At 37.4% G+C, this 17,783-nt stretch carries 21 protein-coding genes; 13 read left to right on the plus strand and 8 right to left on the minus strand.

Annotated elements, in window-relative coordinates; translation table 11 throughout:
* Nucleotides 1-55 precede the first annotated feature (55 nt).
* Genes AAX15_RS08120 through AAX15_RS08135 form a run of 4 tightly spaced genes read left to right on the plus strand, consistent with a single transcriptional unit; the run spans nt 56 to nt 3,947 of the window.
* On the plus strand, nt 56-1,057 hold the full coding sequence (locus AAX15_RS08120; protein ID WP_046939998.1) for an ABC transporter permease subunit: 1,002 nt from the start codon (nt 56-58) through the stop codon (nt 1,055-1,057).
* 14 nt (nt 1,058-1,071) lie between these two features.
* Nucleotides 1,072-1,959, plus strand: coding sequence for an ABC transporter permease subunit (locus tag AAX15_RS08125; RefSeq protein WP_005634958.1), 888 nt, complete (start codon nt 1,072-1,074; stop codon nt 1,957-1,959).
* A gap of 9 nt (nt 1,960-1,968) precedes the next feature.
* Complete coding sequence (gene dppD / locus AAX15_RS08130; protein ID WP_046939999.1) at nt 1,969-2,961, plus strand: dipeptide ABC transporter ATP-binding protein; 993 nt, start codon at nt 1,969-1,971, stop codon at nt 2,959-2,961.
* A gap of 2 nt (nt 2,962-2,963) precedes the next feature.
* On the plus strand, nt 2,964-3,947 hold the full coding sequence (locus AAX15_RS08135; protein ID WP_046940000.1) for a peptide ABC transporter ATP-binding protein: 984 nt from the start codon (nt 2,964-2,966) through the stop codon (nt 3,945-3,947).
* Nucleotides 3,948-3,975: 28 nt separating this feature from the next.
* Here the strand turns inward: AAX15_RS08135 and AAX15_RS08140 are convergent, their stop codons facing one another.
* Entirely contained in the window at nt 3,976-4,782 is an 807-nt protein-coding gene (locus tag AAX15_RS08140; protein WP_046940088.1) for a DNA ligase, read from the minus strand.
* A gap of 207 nt (nt 4,783-4,989) precedes the next feature.
* Here AAX15_RS08140 and lpcA point away from each other — a divergent pair, with 207 nt between their 5' ends.
* The 5 genes from lpcA (at nt 4,990) to artM (ending at nt 8,520) form a co-directional block, all read left to right on the plus strand.
* A complete protein-coding gene (lpcA, locus tag AAX15_RS08145; protein WP_046940001.1) occupies nt 4,990-5,574 on the plus strand; it encodes a D-sedoheptulose 7-phosphate isomerase in 585 nt (194 codons plus the stop codon).
* Nucleotides 5,575-5,699: 125 nt separating this feature from the next.
* Nucleotides 5,700-6,431 carry an arginine ABC transporter ATP-binding protein ArtP gene (gene artP / locus AAX15_RS08150; protein ID WP_046940002.1) on the plus strand — a complete coding sequence of 244 codons (732 nt, stop codon included), beginning with the start codon at nt 5,700-5,702 and terminating at the stop codon, nt 6,429-6,431.
* 17 nt (nt 6,432-6,448) lie between these two features.
* The gene (locus AAX15_RS08155) at nt 6,449-7,168 is read left to right on the plus strand and encodes a lysine/arginine/ornithine ABC transporter substrate-binding protein (RefSeq protein ID WP_046940003.1); all 720 of its coding nucleotides are present in this window, start codon (nt 6,449-6,451) and stop codon (nt 7,166-7,168) included.
* 3 nt (nt 7,169-7,171) lie between these two features.
* Entirely contained in the window at nt 7,172-7,837 is a 666-nt protein-coding gene (gene artQ, locus AAX15_RS08160; protein WP_046940004.1) for an arginine ABC transporter permease ArtQ, read from the plus strand.
* Nucleotides 7,837-8,520 (plus strand): arginine ABC transporter permease ArtM, encoded by a 684-nt coding sequence (gene artM, locus AAX15_RS08165; protein ID WP_046940005.1) that lies wholly within the window; start codon nt 7,837-7,839, stop codon nt 8,518-8,520. Before artQ ends, artM begins: the two co-directional genes overlap by 1 nt.
* Before the next feature lie 232 nt (nt 8,521-8,752).
* Here the strand turns inward: artM and AAX15_RS08170 are convergent, their stop codons facing one another.
* The 4 genes from AAX15_RS08170 to AAX15_RS08185 form a co-directional block, all read right to left on the minus strand.
* Nucleotides 8,753-9,265: an OmpW family outer membrane protein gene (locus AAX15_RS08170; protein WP_005630442.1), complete on the minus strand. Its 513-nt coding sequence runs from the start codon at nt 9,263-9,265 to the stop codon at nt 8,753-8,755.
* Nucleotides 9,266-9,315: 50 nt separating this feature from the next.
* Entirely contained in the window at nt 9,316-9,831 is a 516-nt protein-coding gene (locus AAX15_RS08175) for a SprT family zinc-dependent metalloprotease (protein ID WP_046940006.1), read from the minus strand.
* Nucleotides 9,832-9,895: 64 nt separating this feature from the next.
* Nucleotides 9,896-11,050 carry a methionine adenosyltransferase gene (gene metK / locus AAX15_RS08180; RefSeq protein ID WP_005627231.1) on the minus strand — a complete coding sequence of 385 codons (1,155 nt, stop codon included), beginning with the start codon at nt 11,048-11,050 and terminating at the stop codon, nt 9,896-9,898.
* 83 nt (nt 11,051-11,133) lie between these two features.
* Nucleotides 11,134-11,715: an anthranilate synthase component II gene (locus tag AAX15_RS08185; protein ID WP_046940007.1), complete on the minus strand. Its 582-nt coding sequence runs from the start codon at nt 11,713-11,715 to the stop codon at nt 11,134-11,136.
* A 41-nt stretch (nt 11,716-11,756) separates the two neighbouring features.
* Between AAX15_RS08185 and AAX15_RS08190 the strand changes: the two genes are divergently transcribed.
* The gene (locus AAX15_RS08190; protein ID WP_046940008.1) at nt 11,757-12,743 is read left to right on the plus strand and encodes an aminodeoxychorismate synthase component I; all 987 of its coding nucleotides are present in this window, start codon (nt 11,757-11,759) and stop codon (nt 12,741-12,743) included.
* The gene (locus tag AAX15_RS08195; RefSeq protein ID WP_046940009.1) at nt 12,743-13,309 is read left to right on the plus strand and encodes an aminotransferase class IV family protein; all 567 of its coding nucleotides are present in this window, start codon (nt 12,743-12,745) and stop codon (nt 13,307-13,309) included. The genes AAX15_RS08190 and AAX15_RS08195 overlap by 1 nt, the downstream gene beginning before the upstream one ends.
* Before the next feature lie 39 nt (nt 13,310-13,348).
* Here the strand turns inward: AAX15_RS08195 and AAX15_RS08200 are convergent, their stop codons facing one another.
* Nucleotides 13,349-13,693 carry a DUF496 family protein gene (locus AAX15_RS08200; RefSeq protein ID WP_046940010.1) on the minus strand — a complete coding sequence of 115 codons (345 nt, stop codon included), beginning with the start codon at nt 13,691-13,693 and terminating at the stop codon, nt 13,349-13,351.
* Nucleotides 13,694-13,879: 186 nt separating this feature from the next.
* Here AAX15_RS08200 and serC point away from each other — a divergent pair, with 186 nt between their 5' ends.
* Together serC and hisC are read left to right on the plus strand one after the other, a co-directional pair.
* A complete protein-coding gene (gene serC, locus AAX15_RS08205; RefSeq protein WP_046940011.1) occupies nt 13,880-14,968 on the plus strand; it encodes a 3-phosphoserine/phosphohydroxythreonine transaminase in 1,089 nt (362 codons plus the stop codon).
* Between the two features lie 89 nt (nt 14,969-15,057).
* Nucleotides 15,058-16,158, plus strand: a complete 1,101-nt coding sequence (hisC, locus tag AAX15_RS08210) for a histidinol-phosphate transaminase (protein WP_046940012.1) — start codon at nt 15,058-15,060, stop codon at nt 16,156-16,158.
* Between the two features lie 71 nt (nt 16,159-16,229).
* Here the strand turns inward: hisC and grxD are convergent, their stop codons facing one another.
* Nucleotides 16,230-16,553 (minus strand): Grx4 family monothiol glutaredoxin, encoded by a 324-nt coding sequence (gene grxD / locus AAX15_RS08215; protein ID WP_005637726.1) that lies wholly within the window; start codon nt 16,551-16,553, stop codon nt 16,230-16,232.
* A 150-nt stretch (nt 16,554-16,703) separates the two neighbouring features.
* Nucleotides 16,704-17,783, minus strand: coding sequence for a porin OmpA (gene ompA / locus AAX15_RS08220; protein ID WP_046940013.1), 1,080 nt, complete (start codon nt 17,781-17,783; stop codon nt 16,704-16,706).

Consider the following 17,783-nt stretch of genomic DNA (forward strand, 5'->3'; position numbering starts at 1 on the left):
CTTTGAAAAGTGCGGTGAATTTTAACTGCACTTTTTTTTGTATTTGAGTGATTGAATGTTTAAATTTTTCTTCAAGCGTATCTTAATGGTAATTCCAACCTTTATTGCCATTACTTTTATCACGTTTGCCCTTGTGCATTTTATTCCTGGCGATCCAGTTGAAATAATGATGGGTGAACGAGGCTTAACACCTGAAATACATCAACAAATGATGCATCAATTAGGATTAGATCTTCCTTTGCATGAACAATATTTCAATTATATTGCTAAAGTGCTACAAGGTGATTTTGGGGCATCATTCCGCACTCAACAACCTGTTCTTACTGAATTCTTTACACTTTTCCCTGCTACAGCTGAATTAGCATTTTTTGCGTTATTTTGGTCGTTATTAGGTGGGGTGATTTTGGGCACGATTGCTGCAGTAAAAAAGGACAGTTGGATTTCTCACACGGTTACAGCTGCATCGCTCACAGGTTATTCTATGCCAATTTTCTGGTGGGGATTGATTTTAATTTTATATGTTTCACCACAACTCGGTTTACCGCAAGGTGGACGTTTAGATAATGAATTTTGGATCGATACACCAACAGGATTTATGCTCATTGACAGCTGGCTTTCTGGTATGCCCGGCGCCTTCGAAAATGCGGTTAAATCCTTAATTCTTCCAGCAATAGTCCTAGGTACAGTTCCTCTCGCCATTATTACGCGTATGACACGATCTGCGATGTTGGAAGTGTTAGGTGAAGATTACATTCGCACGGCAAAAGCAAAAGGTCTAAGTTATACTCGAATCGTCATTGTGCATGCATTACGTAATGCGTTAATTCCTGTTGTCACTGTGGTCGGATTAATCGTTGGTCAATTGCTTTCCGGTGCCGTACTGACAGAAACCATTTTCTCATGGCCGGGAATAGGGAAATGGATTATTGATGCCATTCAAGCACGTGATTATCCAGTATTACAGGGTTCTGTACTGATTATTGCGACGATTATTATTGTGGTGAATTTAACCGTCGATTTACTTTACGGTGTGGTCAATCCGCGTATCCGTCATTAATTGTAGGAGAAATTATGTCTGACACGCCTTCAACTTTCGCGCCGAAAACGCCCTTACAAGAATTTTGGTTTTACTTCAAACAAAACCGAGGCGCGCTAATCGGTTTAACCTTTATTGTGATTGTTGCCTTAATCAGCATTTTCGCGCCTTATATTGCGCCTTTTGATCCAACAGAACAAAATCGTACCGCACTTTTACTGCCTCCCGCTTGGTATGAAGGAGGCAATCCTGCCTATCTACTCGGAACAGATGATATTGGGCGAGATATCCTTTCTCGCATCATTTACGGAACGCGAATTTCCGTCTTTGCGGGATTTGTTATCGTATTGCTATCCTGCGCCTTTGGTACTAGCCTTGGCTTGATTTCTGGCTATTATGGCGGTGTGCTAGATACAATCATCATTCGCTTAATTGATATTATGCTCGCGATTCCAAACTTGCTCTTAACTATTGTGGTTGTCTCTATTTTAGAGCCATCACTCGCCAATGCCACTTTAGCGATCGCCGTTGTATCAATTCCTAGCTATGTGCGTTTAACTCGAGCAGCGGTGATGAATGAAAAAAATCGTGATTATGTCACCTCCTCTAAAGTCGCTGGCGCAGGTGTTCTTCGCCTCATGTTTATTGTGATTTTACCCAACTGTTTAGCACCCTTGATTGTGCAAATGACGATGGGGATTTCTAATGCAATCTTAGAACTCGCAACACTTGGTTTCTTAGGCATTGGAGCAAAACCACCGACACCTGAGCTTGGCACAATGCTTTCAGAAGCACGTGGTTTTATGCAAGCGGCAAACTGGTTGGTTACAATTCCTGGCTTAGTAATTTTATCTTTAGTGCTCGCCTTTAACTTAATGGGTGATGGCTTGCGGGATGCACTAGATCCAAAACTCAAACAATAGGAAAACAGAATGGCATTATTAGACGTAAAAGAACTTTCTGTTCACTTTGGCGATAAAAATACGCCATTTAAAGCAGTGGATCGCATCAGCTATCAAGTCGCACAAGGCGAAGTGCTTGGCATTGTGGGAGAATCGGGCTCAGGTAAATCTGTGAGTTCTCTCGCAATTATGGGGCTAATTGATCATCCAGGACGTGTATCGGCAGAATCCTTGCAATTTGAAAACACTGATTTACTCACTTTAGAGAGCAAAGCCAAACGCCAGCTTATTGGTGCTGATGTAGCAATGATTTTCCAAGATCCGATGACAAGCTTGAATCCAGCTTATACTGTAGGCTTCCAAATTATGGAGGCATTAAAAACTCATGAAGGCGGTACAAAAAAAGCGAGAAAAGACCGCACTTTAGAGCTTTTAAGATTGGTCGGTATTCCTGATCCAGAATCTCGCATTGATGTTTATCCCCATCAGCTTTCTGGCGGAATGAGCCAGCGCGTGATGATTGCGATGGCAATTGCTTGCAGACCTAAATTATTGATTGCTGATGAGCCAACTACTGCGTTAGATGTCACTATTCAAGCACAAATTATGGAACTCTTACTCGAATTGCAGAAAAAAGAATGCATGTCGCTGATTTTGATTACCCATGATCTTGCGCTTGTTGCTGAAGCTGCAGATCGAATTATCGTGATGTATGCAGGACAAATCGTTGAAGAAGGCACTGCAAAAGATATTTTCCGCGAGCCAAAACATCCTTACACTCAGGCCTTGTTACGTTCATTACCTGAATTTGCAGAAGGAAAATCTCGCTTAGAGTCATTACAAGGTGTGGTACCTGGAAAATACGATCGCCCAACAGGCTGCTTATTAAATCCTCGCTGTCCTTATGCAACCGAATACTGTCGCCAAATCGAACCTCAATTGCATCATATCGGTTCTCGCAAAGTAAAATGCCATACTCCACTGAACGAGCAAGGCAATCCCGTTGAATATCAAGGAGCTTAATAATGACGAATGAAGTGAAAGAAAATGCGCCATTATTAAATGCCATTGGCTTAAAAAAATATTACCCTGTAAAAAAAGGCTTGTTTGCAAAACCACAGCAAGTAAAAGCGTTAGATGGTGTCTCTTTTCAGCTTGAACGAGGTAAAACTTTAGCTGTCGTGGGGGAATCTGGTTGTGGAAAATCAACGCTAGGGCGTTTGCTAACCATGATTGAACAACCAACGGAAGGCGAATTGTATTACAAAGGGCATAATTTTTTAGAAAATGATCCAGAAACAAAGGCGCTACGTCGTAAAAAAATTCAGATTGTTTTCCAAAATCCTTATGCGTCATTAAATCCACGCAAAAAAATTGGTTCAATTTTGGAAGAACCATTAATCATCAACACAAAACTTTCAGCCAAAGAACGTCGAGAAAAAGTTTTATCAATGATGGAAAAAGTGGGCTTGCGCGCTGAATTTTATGCTCGTTATCCTCACATGTTCTCAGGAGGACAACGCCAACGTATTGCCATCGCACGTGGTTTAATGTTAGATCCCGATGTTGTTGTTGCCGATGAACCTGTTTCTGCATTAGATGTTTCCGTGCGTGCGCAAGTACTGAATTTAATGATGGATTTACAAGATGAATTAGGCTTGTCTTACGTTTTCATTTCGCACGATCTTTCTGTGGTAGAACATATCGCTGATGAAGTGATGGTGATGTATCTAGGTCGTTGTGTCGAAAAAGGGACGACAGAGCAAATCTTCTCTAATCCTCAACATCCTTACACCAAAGCGTTACTTTCAGCGACGCCTCGTTTGTCACCAAACTTGCGCCGTGAGCGTATTAAGCTGACGGGCGAATTGCCAAGCCCAATCAATCCGCCAAAAGGCTGTGCATTTAATCCTCGTTGTTGGAAAGCGACAGAAAAATGTCGTGAAAATCAACCGCACTTAGAGCAACATACTGATAGCAAATTAATCGCTTGTTTCCATATTGATTAAATTCATTTTGTCAGATTTATAAATAGGCTCATTTTTTCTCTCGCCAATAGGTTGCAAATCGAGGTTTTCCACGACTGGTGAGACCTCGATATTTATAAGTAATCACAGATCCTATCGGAGGGGGATTTTCTCGTTCCTTTACATTAAAACCCGAACCAATTTTAAATTCTCCCCGATAATTTTTACAGGTTAAAGCGCCCATCACATTTTCAAATTGTCCTTTGCCTTTATGGTGTGCAATAACCGTACATTCTTCATCTTGAGTTGTTTTCAATTTTAAAATCCGATGGCTACGTTTTCGTTCATAAGGCGCATTAGGATCTCGTGCAACGACGCCTTCCCCATTCAAAGATTCGATTTGATTAAGAAACTCATATAAATGCGCTTTATCTCTCACTGGAATTTGTTCAATAATTTCAATGTAAGTTGTTGGATGTTCAACTAAATACGCTTTCAATTTTGCCAAACGATCAAATAACTTGCCTTCTGCATCAGGCACATCAAAAACATATAATTTAACTTTTTCCCAACCATCACCTTTAAAAGATTTTGTGATTGATGAAATTTCCTCAAAATGATTCCGCTCACTAAATAATTCACCATCAATCGCAAAAGGCGGAAAATCCTTAGTGAAATAGGCTGGAGGAGATAAACGTTGCCCTTGCCGTGTAAATAATTCTTTGCCATCCCAATACCCTCGTACACCATCTAATTTTTCAGACATTACCCAATCTTCTATTGATTGATTATCGTAGGTATGAAGAAGCATTAAATCTGTGTTAGCCAAAGCGAAAGAGCTCACGAAGAAAAGTAACAAAGTGCGGTAAAATTTCATGATGTTTTTGTAAATTTTAGTGCTGGTCATTTTTCTCAGAATAAGTTTATTTGGAATAATCTAAAAGCACGCAAATTCACTATTACGATCTAAATCGCAAAAAATCATCATTTCATCGGAAAAAGATGAATTTTTATTTACGCTAGCGAAGAATGTTTATCTGCTATACAATGCCATCGCGATTTTATTCCCAACAAGGAGCAATCAATGTATTTAGAGCAAATCAAAGCAGAACTTGTGGAAGCACAAGATGTGTTAAACAAATTTATTTCTGACGAAAATAACATTAAATTAATTCAAGAAGCAGCATTATTAATTTCCAATAGCTTCAAACAAGGAGGCAAAGTGCTTTCTTGTGGTAATGGCGGTTCGCACTGTGATGCGATGCATTTTGCAGAAGAATTAACAGGTCGTTATCGTGAAAATCGTCCTGGTTACCCCGCTATTGCTATTTCAGATGTAAGTCATTTAAGCTGTGTAAGTAATGATTTTGGTTATGAATATGTATTTTCACGCTATGTTGAAGCGGTGGGCCAAAAAGATGATGTATTATTCGGTTTATCAACCTCTGGCAATTCAAAAAACATTTTAAACGCCATTGAAGCTGCAAAAGCAAAAGGCATGAAAGTCATCGCGATGACAGGCAAAGATGGTGGGAAAATGGCTGGATTAGCGGATGTTGAAATTCGTGTGCCACATTTCCGTTATGCAGATCGTATTCAAGAAATCCACATCAAAGTAATTCATATTTTAATGATGTTAATTGAATTCGAGATGGCTAAAGAAGCCTAAAGTGCGGTTGATTTCAATCAAATTTTTAAAATCCCAAATTTTTTTGGGATTTTTTATCTATGCCACTTGCATAATTATGCATAAAAATGTAATATTTTTTCATCTTAAAAGACGAGAAAATTGAAATGACTATTCGTGTTAAAAATCTAAATTTCTTTTACGGTTCCTCTCAAGCATTATTTGATATTAATCTTGAAGCTAATGAGGGTGATACCGTTGTATTGCTTGGCCCAAGTGGCGCAGGTAAAAGCACATTGATTCGCACATTAAATTTATTAGAAGTACCAAAATCTGGTGAATTAAGTATTGCAAATAATGATTTTAATTTATCCAATGCAATGGCAAATCCCAAAGCGATCCGACAATTACGCCAAGATGTAGGAATGGTATTTCAACAATATCACCTTTGGCCGCACTTAACTGTTATTGAAAACTTAATTGAAGCGCCAATGAAAGTGCGTGGTGTGAGTGAAAATGAAGCCAAAGCAGATGCGATGGAATTATTAAAACGTTTACGTTTAGAACAACTTGCAGATCGCTTTCCATTACATTTATCAGGCGGTCAGCAACAACGTGTTGCAATAGCCCGCGCACTGATGATGAAGCCACAAGTTCTACTATTTGATGAACCAACGGCTGCATTGGATCCTGAAATTACGGCACAAGTTGTAGATATTATTAAAGAATTACAAGAAACCAGCATTACTCAGGTGATTGTGACCCACGAAGTTAATGTTGCACAAAAAGTAGCAACTAAAGTGGTATATATGGAACAGGGAAAAATTGTCGAAATAGGCTCGGCAGATTGTTTTGAAAACCCGAAAACCGAACAATTTAAACAATATCTTTCTCACTAGAGAATAAGGATTTTATTATGAAAAAAACATTGTTAACTGCAATTTTATTAGGCGCATCCGTAACAGCAAGCGCACAAGAGCTTACTTTTGCAATGGAACCTAGCTATCCACCATTTGAAACCACAAATGAAAAAGGCGAGATTATTGGTTTTGATGTCGATGTGGCGAATGCAATTTGTAAAGAAATCCAAGCAACCTGTAAATTCAAAGGCGAAGCTTTTGATGCACTAATTCCAAATTTAAAAGCAAAACGCTTTGATGCATCCATTTCCGCTATTGATATTACCGATGCGAGAGCAAAACAGGTTTTATTCTCTGATGCATATTACGATAGCACTGCAAGCTATGTAACCCTTAAAGGAAAAGCAACATTAGAAAGTGCAAAAAATGTTGGTGTTCAAAATGGAACCACATTCCAACAATACACAGTAGCTGAAACCAAACAATATACAACTAAGGCTTATGCGAGCTTACAAAGCGCAATTTTAGACTTAAAGAGCGGTAGAATTGATATGATTTTTGGCGATACCGCAGTACTTGCAGATATGATTAGCAAAGAGCCAGAAATGCAATTTGTAGGAGAAAAAGTAGCAAATAAAAAATATTTTGGTAATGGTTTAGGCATTGCGATGCATAAATCAAATAAAGAATTAGCTGAGCAATTAAACAAAGGTTTAGCTGCAATTAAAGCAAATGGTGAATACCAAAAAATCTATGATAAATGGATGACAAAATAATCTATGAGTTATGATTTTCTTTCTTTAATGTTTACCGCAGCCCTAATGACTTTAGGGCTTGCGGTCTGTTCATTAATCCTAGGCTTATTTTTAAGTCTAATTTTTGCCGTACTTGAAGCCAATCGTTTTATCGGTAAACCAATGGCAGTACTCATTGCCTTATTGCGTGGCTTACCTGAAATTCTCGTGGTATTACTCGTATATTTTGGTTCTACTGAATTAGTAGAAATGCTAACAGGAGAATACATTGAATTTGGGGCATTTGGCTGTGGTGTGTTTGCGCTTTCTCTTATTTTTGCAGCTTATGCTTCACAAACATTACGTGGTGCAATTCAAGCTATCCCGAAAGGTCAATGGGAATCTGGTGCGGCGTTAGGCTTAAGCAAAAGCTATACGTTCATTCACATTGTCATGCCACAAGTATGGCGTCATGCCTTACCCGGTTTAAGCAATCAGTGGCTTGTATTACTAAAAGATACGGCATTGGTTTCATTAATTGGCGTGGACGATTTGATGCGCCAAGCGGATCTGATTAATACCAATACTCATCAACCCTTCACTTGGTACGGTATTGCTGCGTTAATTTATTTAGCGGTAACATTAATTAGCCAAGTTGGTATTCGAAAATTAGAGCTGCGTTTTACTCGTTTTGAAAGGGGCGTGAAATAATGTTTCAAGAATATTTAAACATGATCGCACAAGGAATTCCAACAAGTTTGTTGCTTACAGTCGTATCGTTGCTGATTGCCTTCTGTTTGGCATTATTTCTCACTTTTTTACTTTCAATGGAAAACAAATGGGTAAAAAGAGCGGTTAATTTATACCTCACTTTATTCACTGGCACGCCACTGTTAGTACAGTTCTTTTTAATTTATGCGGGGCCAGGCCAATTCCAATGGATTATTGACAGCCCATTATGGTATGTCTTATCCAATGCCTGGTTCTGTGCGGCATTAGCTTTAGCGCTAAACAGTGCAGCCTACTCCACACAATTATTTCATGGTGCAGTGAAAGCCATTCCAAAAGGACAATGGGAAAGTTGTGCAGCATTAGGATTAAATCGCACACAAACTTTAAAAATTTTAATTCCTTATGCCTTAAAACGTGCGTTGCCGTCTTACAGCAACGAAATCATTTTGGTATTTAAAGGCACGGCATTAGCATCCACCATTACGATTATGGATATTATGGGCTACGCTCGCCAACTTTATGGTACAGAATATGATGCACTGACAATTTACGGCATCGCAGGCGGTATCTATTTAATTATTACGGGCATTGCGACTTTATTGCTGCGTAAATTAGAGAAAAAAGTATTGGCATTTGAACGTTTTGAAGCAAGCAAAGCATAAAGTGTGGTAAAATCTTTAGTCATTTTTAAATCCCAACCTAGGTTGGGATTTTTTATATTTTAATGTGATAGTTTTCTCAAAAAGCTATTGAAAAATAAGATTTCCGAGAATTTTAACTGCACTTTTAGTCAACTATTTTCTACTCTGCCCTAAAACGAATAACGGTGATCGCCTTAGACGATCACCTTTAAATTAAAGTGTTTAATAAAAAAAATTTTACGTATTGTAAAAATTAGAATCCGTAACCTACACCAACTTTCGCACCATAGTTATTAACTTTGGTGTTATCAAAACTACCTAGACGATTGTATTCAACACCGCCATTTGCATACCAGTTGCCATCTAATTTATATTTAGCACCCGCTACAACACCATAGCCAATTTTAGTTTCAGAAGAACTTTTATATACTTGGTTAGCTCTATTATCATATTTGAATTGGTTAGCTGCTACACGAGCACCTACATAAGGCTGCACTTTAGAATTCGTGTCAAAATCATATAATACTGATGCACCTAAACCGTGAATTTTAGCACCATCAACTTTTCCATGATGAGTATAATCACCCGCAACACGCGTATTTCCTAATTTATAACCAACCGCTACACGAGGTTCAATTCGAGTATTATTACTACCGTTTGCTTTAGTTTGAGATAAACCGATATCGCCTTCAGCATAGATATTCGCATTTGCAACAGAAGCAAAGGCAAATGCACCCACAATAACTGCTAATAAAGATTTTTTCATTGGATAACTCCTTTATTTATTGAATAAACAGGGGAAATATATCACAAAAATTATTCTGTTTCATCGACAAAAACTAATTTTCCCTTACATTTTCTACATAAATATTCAATCTTTTCTCTTACTATTCTATTATGGCGGCGAATACTTAGAAAATGAGTTTGGCAAGCACAACAATATTCAAAGGTTTTACCTTGCACATTTTTTATATCAAATTGATGGCAAGTATCCGCAGGAAGCTTAAAAATTTCATTCATTACAAGCTGCCATTCCCCCCCATGTGGTTTTACACAACCAAACATTTGATACACAATCAAATGCGCAAGCTCATGTGGCACGACTTGTCGAATAAATTCATCTGCATTTTCTAATAACAAAGTGCGGTTAAATTTTATTTCATTTTTTTGTAGGTAAGCCACGCCTGCCTTTATTCCACGCAACTCATAATTTACCTCAGGCATTGCAAATTTTCGCTTAAAATAATCCTCTGCAAGCTGCAAAGACTGATTCAATTTACGTTGCACTTGCATTTTTAAATGACGAAATGGAATTTGCTCTATTGATGTCATGATTGAAAAGAAAAAACCGCTAGATAAGCGGCTTTTATATAATTTACTAAATTAAAAAATAAGATTATTTTAATCCTGCTGCAACACGTAATTCTGCTGCACGATCCACTTTTTCCCAAGGGAATTGCTCACGACCAAAATGACCATAAGCTGCCGTTTCACGATAGATTGGTTGGATTAAATCTAACATTTTAATTAAACCATAAGGACGTAAATCAAAGAATTCACGAACTAATGACACTAATAATTCATTCGCAACTTTTCCAGTTCCAAAGGTTTCAACCATGATAGATGTTGGATCAGCCACACCAATCGCATAAGAAAGTTGGATTTCACAACGATCTGCCAAACCAGCTGCCACAATATTTTTTGCGACATAACGTGCCGCATAAGCTGCTGAACGGTCAACTTTAGATGGATCTTTTCCTGAGAATGCGCCACCACCGTGACGAGCAGCACCACCGTAAGTATCTACGATAATTTTACGACCAGTTAAACCACAATCCCCCATCGGTCCACCAATAACAAAACGGCCAGTCGGGTTAATGAAGAATTTTGTTTCTTTAGAAAGCCATTCACTTGGTAATACAGGTTTGATAATCTCTTCCATCACACCTTCGTGTAAGTCTTTTTGGCTAACTTCTTCAGAATGTTGAGTAGAAAGCACAACTGCATCCACACCAACAATTTTATTATCTTCATATTTTAACGTTACTTGGCTTTTCGCATCTGGTCGTAACCACGCTAATTTACCGCTTTTACGCACTTCGGCTTGTTTTTCCATTAAGCGATGAGCATAAGTAATAGCTGCTGGCATTAATACATCAGTTTCATTGGTGGCATAACCAAACATAATACCTTGGTCGCCTGCGCCTTGATCCAATGGATTTTCACGATCAACGCCTTGATTAATATCTGCAGATTGTTTACCAATTGCATTAAGCACCGCACAAGAATGTCCATCAAAACCCATTTCAGAATGTTCATAACCAATATCACAAATCACTTTACGCGTTAAATTCTCAATATCGACCCATGCTGATGTTGTAATTTCGCCACCAACTAATGCCATACCGGTTTTTACGTAGGTCTCACAAGCTACTCGTGCTTTTGGATCTTGTTTTAGGATTTCATCAAGTACCGCATCAGAAATTTGATCGGCAATTTTATCTGGATGCCCTTCAGAGACTGATTCAGATGTAAATAAATAGCTAGACATATTTTCTCTCTTTTTTTCTAAATTTAGATGTATTGACGTATAGACGTCTATAATACGTATTTTTGCTTAATAAGCAAGCGCTATTATTGATTAATCGCAACAGGAATAGTCAACCAATTACGCAAAATTTGTTCTCCAAAGTCTGACATATAAGACTCAGGATGAAACTGAACACCATAAATTGGTAAAGATTTATGCTGCATAGCCATGACCACGCCTTCATCACAAAGTGCGGTAACTTCTAGGCAACTAGGAAAATCTTTTTTCTGTACGCCCCAAGAATGATATAGCCCGATATTAAATTCGCTTGGAAGGCTAAAAAATAATGGAGAATTTGACCGCACTTTTAAAATTCGTTTCTGGCCATGACGGACTTTCTGTAAGTTATACAATGTACCACCAAAAAATTCACATAAGGTTTGATGCCCTAAACAAACACCTAAAATAGATTTTTGCTGATAATATTTTTCCAACATAGAAAAAAGTTGTGGATAAACTTGTGGTACATCTGGCCCCGGTGAAATCAATATATGACTATATTTTTCCGCTGTACTTTCTTTTAAATCTTCCACGTTTAAAACATCATAAGGCACATTTAATTTTCGAATTAAATCCACCAAGTTAAAAGTAAAAGAATCGTGATTATTAATGATGAGTAATTTCATAACCGCTCGGCATTCGTTATAATCGGGCAATTTTACGCAAAATGACACAAAGCACAATGCAACATTTTATTGAACAGGCTAATCATTATGGCAAACAACGCACGCCATTTTTCTTTCTCATTGATTTTGAAAAAGAAAAACCATTGATTTGTCCTCTCGAAAATTCTGCACAACAAGGCATTTATTTTGATATTTTAGGGAAAAGAAATTGCATAATTTCTCCACAATCTATCCCTCTTAATTTTACCAAACATCCAATGCTCTTCTCGCGTTATCAGCAAGGTTTTGAACTTGTTCAAAGTGAATTGCAAAAAGGCAATTCTTATTTATTGAATCTCACCTACCCCACTGAAATTTCAGGAAATATTTCACTTGAACAAATTTTTCATCAAACAAACGCACCTTATAAATTGTGGTTACAAGATCAATTTGTTTGCTTTTCACCCGAATGTTTTGTCAATATTCATGACAACAGCATTTTTACTTATCCCATGAAAGGAACAATTAATGCGTCTCTGCCCAATGCAGAAAATCAGTTACTCACAAATGAAAAAGAACAACGCGAGCATTACACAATTGTTGATTTGATGCGTAATGATTTATCCATAGTGGCAGAAAACATTCAGGTGAAAAAATTTCGTTATATCGATCGCATCAAAATACAAAAAGGTGAAATACTGCAAACCAGTTCTGAAATTTACGGAAAATTGCATGAAAACTGGCAAAATCAAATTGGGGATATTTTAGTGGCACTCTTGCCTGCAGGTTCCATTAGTGGCGCCCCAAAAGAAAAAACCACACAAATTATTCAACAAGCAGAAAAACAAAAACGCGGTTATTACACAGGAATTTTTGGCATATTTGATGGTAAAACACTACAAAGTGCGGTGGCAATTCGATTTATTTCCCAAGTGGATGAAAAATTCTATTTTCATAGTGGAGGTGGAATTACCATTCATAGCAATGTGCAAGATGAATATGAAGAATTGTTAGAAAAAGTCTATTTACCGATTGAAGGTGCTGATTAATGTATCCTCTATTTGAAACCCTTTGTATTGAAAACGGGAAAATTCAAAATATCGATTTACACCAAGCTCGATATGAACGTAGTTTGCGTGAATATTATGGCAAAAGTGCGGTGAAAATTTTTAATCTTTTTTCACTCATTCAACTGCCTGAACCTCTACAAAATCAATTAGTTCGCTGCCGCATTGATTACAATGCCGAAACCACGCAAATTCAATATTTTGAATACCATCAAAAAATTTACCGCACTTTCCAAGCTGTAATTTGTGACGATATCGAATATGGCTTGAAATATTCTGATCGTAGTTTAATTAATACATTATTTGCTCGACGTGATGTTTCTGATGAAATTATTATTATCAAAAATGGAAAAGCGACAGATTGTTCCATTGGTAATTTAATTTTCCGCCAAGGAAAAAAATGGTACACACCAGACACCCCATTACTGAGAGGCACACAACGAGAAAAATTATTACAAGAAGGGAAAATTCAAGAAATCACTATATATCAAGAAGATATTGTCAATTTTGATGAAATTAAAATCATTAACGCAATGAATAGCCTATAAAAAATAAGCCGACTGATTCAGCCAGCTATTTCATTACAATTATTTTTCAGAATTTTTCAATAATTCCGCATGCGCTTTTTTCTGACTTTTCATTTTCGCACTAATCTCACGACGTTGCGTAGAAAGCTCCGCATTGCGAATCGTATAATCATCGACACGACCTTCATAGTCATCACGCATACTTTCAATAATTCCACGCACATCTTCGATGGTCATATCATCACGAATGTATTGATTTAAATTATCTAACAATAATACGCGTTTTTGGTTGTCACGGATTTTACGATTATTGTCTTCCATATCACGCTTAATTTTGTTTTTCGAACGATACATACGCACATATTCCAACACTTCTTGGAAAGATTGCTTGTTTACAGTTTCCATAATGACTCTCTTTTAGTAAGAAAATTGATGGCGGTAATGTAGCCTCTTTTTGGTAATTCGTCAAAAGCTGAAAGTAAATTTTGTGAGTCAGCTCAAAAAAATTTTTTATTTACCGAAAAAGCGTTTGATTCTCTGCTTTTCTAGTGATAAAACAGATTTAACTATCTACAAAAATAAGGAAACACAATGTCACAAGTCTTTAATTTTAGCGCTGGCCCAGCGATGATTTTTCCAGAAGTGCTACAAAAAGCACAAGGTGAATTGACAAACTGGCTCAATCAAGGCGTATCCGTAATGGAGGTGAGCCATCGCGGTAAATATTTCATGGAACTTATTGCACAAGCAGAAAAAGATCTACGTGAGGTTTACAATATTCCTGATAACTATCGCGTACTTTTCTTACAAGGCGGTGCTCGCGGTCAATTTGCAGCAATTCCGATGAACTTAATCGGTAAAAAAGGCAAAGCCCTTTATTTAAATAGTGGGCATTGGTCAGCTACAGCGGCAAAAGAAGCAAGAAATTTTGCAGAAATTGATGAAATCACTATTGTAGAAAATGGCGAACAGACTCGAATTACTGATCTTGATTTTAGCCATATCGCTGATCAATATGACTACGTTCATTATTGCCCAAATGAAACCATCAGTGGTGTGGAGATTTTTGATGTACCAAATGTGGGAAATACCGTATTGGTCGCGGATATGTCTTCAAATATTCTTTCACGCCAAATCGATATCAGTAAATTTGGTGTAATTTATGCAGGTGCGCAAAAAAATCTTGGTCCTGCGGGCATTACATTAGTCATTATTCGCGATGATTTAATCGGTAATGCACGTAAAGAAACCCCATCTATTTGGAATTATGCAACTCAACGTGATGCAGATTCAATGATTAATACACCACCAACATTTGCTTGGTATTTATGTTCCCTCGTATTTAAACATCTTAAAGAGATGGGTGGCTTAGCGGTGATCGCAAAACGTAATGCGCTAAAAGCACAAACCCTTTATGATTATATTGATTCGAGCAAACTTTACCGCAATGTGGTAGCAAAAGAAAACCGCTCAACAATGAATGTCACTTTCATCACTGGCAATGCTGAATTAGATGCAAAATTTGTCGCAGAATCTACTGCTGCGGGCTTACAAGCCTTGAAAGGTCACAAGGTTTTAGGTGGAATGCGTGCGTCTATTTACAATGCAATGCCACAAGAAGGCGTTGAGGCACTCATTTCATTTATGAAAAAATTTGAAGCTGAAAATCTTCCTCAATAGTTAAAGAATATTTTCAATGGGCGTATTTACTACGCCCAAATTTACTTGAAAATTCATCCTAATCCACATCAATATTTTCAAATAACACTATGAAGTACATCAACATTGCCAATCGTGGCGTAAAATCCTTATCACCTTATCAAGCTGGCAAACCAATTGAAGAATTAGAACGAGAACTTGGTATTTCCAATATCGTTAAACTGGCCTCAAACGAAAACCCATTTGGTTTTCCAGAAAGTGCAAAAAAAGCAATTTTCGAACAATTAGATAAACTGACTCGTTATCCAGATGCGAATGGCTTTGAACTAAAACAAACTATCGCAAAAAAATTTGGTGTTCAACCAAATCAAATTACGCTCGGAAATGGATCAAATGATTTATTAGAACTTTTTGCTCATACTTTCGCAAGCGAAGGCGATGAAATCATTTATTCACAATATGCCTTTATTGTTTATCCTTTAGTGACTAAAGCGATTAATGCAGTTGCAAAAGAAATTCCAGCTAAAAATTGGGGGCATGATTTACAAGGATTTTTGACCGCACTTTCTGATAAAACAAAGCTCATTTACATTGCTAATCCCAATAATCCAACGGGTAATTTTTTAACGTCGCAAGAAATTGAAGATTTTTTAGCAGAAGTTCCCCAAAATGTAATCGTGGTATTAGATGAAGCCTACACAGAATTTACCAAAGCTGAAGAACGAGTGGACTCTTTCAGTTTATTAAAAAAATATTCAAATTTAATTATTTCACGCACTCTTTCTAAAGCCTATGGCTTAGCGGGCTTACGCATTGGTTATGCGGTATCTAATCCTGAAATCGCAGATTTATTAAATCGAGTTCGACAACCATTTAACTGTAATTCTTTAGCATTAGCCGCTGCAGTTGCCGTAATGAATGACGATGAATTTGTTGAGAAAGTAGCTGAAAATAATCGAGTAGAAATGAGACGTTATGAAGACTTTTGTCAACGTCATCAATTAGAATATATTCCTTCTAAAGGAAATTTTATAACGATTGATTTCAAACAACCTGCAGCTCCAATTTATGATGCATTATTATATGAAGGCGTAATTGTTCGACCAATTGCTGGGTATGGCATGCCGAATCATTTGCGCATAAGTATTGGTTTACCTGAAGAAAATAATCGATTTTTTACCGCACTTTCTAAGGTATTAAAACTTACCTAGACTATTTGTTCAATAAACAAATTTATTTGTATAAAAAACCCGCTATAAGCGGGTTCCATTTTTCTCATATCTTAAGCATGTTTTGCTGCAACTTCAGCTAATAAAGTTTGTAATTCACCAGATTGATACATCTCTAAAATGATATCACAACCACCAATTAATTCTCCCTCTACCCATAATTGCGGAAAAGTTGGCCAATTTGCATATGTTGGTAATTCGGCACGAATATCTGGATGTTGCAAAATATCTACATAACCAAAAGGTACTTTACAATTCATCAATGCTTCAGATGCACGAGCAGAAAAGCCACAAGATGGTAATTTTGGTGAACCTTTCATATAAATAAGAATTGGATTTTCACTAATTTGCTTTTTGATTTTGTCTAAGGTTTCCATAATGTTCCCTATAAATAAATGAGAACCGCATTCTATCATAAGTTAAAACTTGATTGAAATGCTTGGTTTTAGATTCATATAAGACAAAAGGCCTAAACCGAAGTTTAAGCCTTTTGCTGTATTTAATCTTTCGTTAAACTAACACTAAAATTATTTAGTACCGTTAACTGCGATTTCTACACGACGGTCTGGAGCAAGACATGCGATAAGCGCTTTACGACCTTTAACTTGGTCACAAGTTGCGCCAGTCACTGGGTTTGCTTTACCATAACCAGTTGCAGAGATTGCATCTGCAGAAACACCTTTAGCTACGAAGTAGTTAGCTACAGTCTCAGCACGTTGTTGAGAAAGTTTAACGTTGAACGCATCAGAACCGATACGGTCAGTGTAACCAGCAACAGCTACTTTAGCGCTGTTAACTTGCGCGATTTCACCGTAGATACCATCTAAAGCTGCTTGAGCTTGTGGTTTTAAGTTTGCTTTACCGAATGCAAAAGTCACATCAGAGTTTAAGTTGAAAGTTTTGCTTACAACTTCAGGTGCTGCAACAACTGGCGCTGCGCCTTGACCAAAACGGTAAGAAATACCTGCATTGATAGAACCAATCCATGGAGAATAGTTTACACGATGACCGTCTTCATCATTAAAACGACCCACTTTATTCACCCATTGATATTCTAAACGTGCTGCTAATTCAGGCAAAATAGCATATTCTAAACCAGCTGCAAACACAGGGGAAACATGTAAATTATGTTGTTTACGTTTCCCATCAAAAGTTGCATTTTCTTGTGGATCTGCTGCATATGCTGCTTTAGTAATTTTAATATCAGATCGAACTAAAGCGACACCTGCACGTCCGTAAAAATCTAACCCATTTAAACCTACTAGGCTACCCACATCATAACTACCTTTTAAAGTTAGATGAGCACCATGAGCGGTATGCTTACCTAAAGGTTGAGCATCTGAACGGTATCTAACACGACCAAAATCGTCATAACCTAATTCAACCGCTAAACCTAAGTTATCTTGATTTAAAATTTGATAACCACCGAATACTCCATAAGTGAAAGAATTACGGTGATAACCTGGAGCTTGATCTCTGATACCATCGTGGAAAGATGCTTGACCAGCTTTAACACCTGCATAGAAAGTGTTTTCTTGTGGAGCTGCTTGAGCTACTGAAGCTGCTGCTAAACCAGCAACTACTAATGCGATTGCAGTTTTTTTCAT

Origin of the sequence: Haemophilus haemolyticus, assembly GCF_001008275.1 — a bacterium.
Lineage (GTDB): Bacteria > Pseudomonadota > Gammaproteobacteria > Enterobacterales > Pasteurellaceae > Haemophilus > Haemophilus haemolyticus_P.

Coding starts and splice junctions, on each gene's coding strand:
- grxD (WP_005637726.1), bottom strand. CDS start 16,553: ATGGAAACCTTAGACAAAATCAAAAAGCAAATTAGTGAAAATCCAATT.
- serC (WP_046940011.1), top strand. CDS start 13,880: ATGTCACAAGTCTTTAATTTTAGCGCTGGCCCAGCGATGATTTTTCCA.
- AAX15_RS08175 (WP_046940006.1), bottom strand. CDS start 9,831: ATGACATCAATAGAGCAAATTCCATTTCGTCATTTAAAAATGCAAGTG.
- lpcA (WP_046940001.1), top strand. CDS start 4,990: ATGTATTTAGAGCAAATCAAAGCAGAACTTGTGGAAGCACAAGATGTG.
- AAX15_RS08190 (WP_046940008.1), top strand. CDS start 11,757: ATGACACAAAGCACAATGCAACATTTTATTGAACAGGCTAATCATTAT.
- AAX15_RS08185 (WP_046940007.1), bottom strand. CDS start 11,715: ATGAAATTACTCATCATTAATAATCACGATTCTTTTACTTTTAACTTG.
- AAX15_RS08170 (WP_005630442.1), bottom strand. CDS start 9,265: ATGAAAAAATCTTTATTAGCAGTTATTGTGGGTGCATTTGCCTTTGCT.
- ompA (WP_046940013.1), bottom strand. CDS start 17,783: ATGAAAAAAACTGCAATCGCATTAGTAGTTGCTGGTTTAGCAGCAGCT.
- hisC (WP_046940012.1), top strand. CDS start 15,058: ATGAAGTACATCAACATTGCCAATCGTGGCGTAAAATCCTTATCACCT.
- metK (WP_005627231.1), bottom strand. CDS start 11,050: ATGTCTAGCTATTTATTTACATCTGAATCAGTCTCTGAAGGGCATCCA.
- AAX15_RS08195 (WP_046940009.1), top strand. CDS start 12,743: ATGTATCCTCTATTTGAAACCCTTTGTATTGAAAACGGGAAAATTCAA.
- artP (WP_046940002.1), top strand. CDS start 5,700: ATGACTATTCGTGTTAAAAATCTAAATTTCTTTTACGGTTCCTCTCAA.
- AAX15_RS08125 (WP_005634958.1), top strand. CDS start 1,072: ATGTCTGACACGCCTTCAACTTTCGCGCCGAAAACGCCCTTACAAGAA.
- AAX15_RS08200 (WP_046940010.1), bottom strand. CDS start 13,693: ATGGAAACTGTAAACAAGCAATCTTTCCAAGAAGTGTTGGAATATGTG.
- AAX15_RS08135 (WP_046940000.1), top strand. CDS start 2,964: ATGACGAATGAAGTGAAAGAAAATGCGCCATTATTAAATGCCATTGGC.
- AAX15_RS08120 (WP_046939998.1), top strand. CDS start 56: ATGTTTAAATTTTTCTTCAAGCGTATCTTAATGGTAATTCCAACCTTT.
- artQ (WP_046940004.1), top strand. CDS start 7,172: ATGAGTTATGATTTTCTTTCTTTAATGTTTACCGCAGCCCTAATGACT.
- AAX15_RS08155 (WP_046940003.1), top strand. CDS start 6,449: ATGAAAAAAACATTGTTAACTGCAATTTTATTAGGCGCATCCGTAACA.
- artM (WP_046940005.1), top strand. CDS start 7,837: ATGTTTCAAGAATATTTAAACATGATCGCACAAGGAATTCCAACAAGT.
- dppD (WP_046939999.1), top strand. CDS start 1,969: ATGGCATTATTAGACGTAAAAGAACTTTCTGTTCACTTTGGCGATAAA.
- AAX15_RS08140 (WP_046940088.1), bottom strand. CDS start 4,782: ATGAAATTTTACCGCACTTTGTTACTTTTCTTCGTGAGCTCTTTCGCT.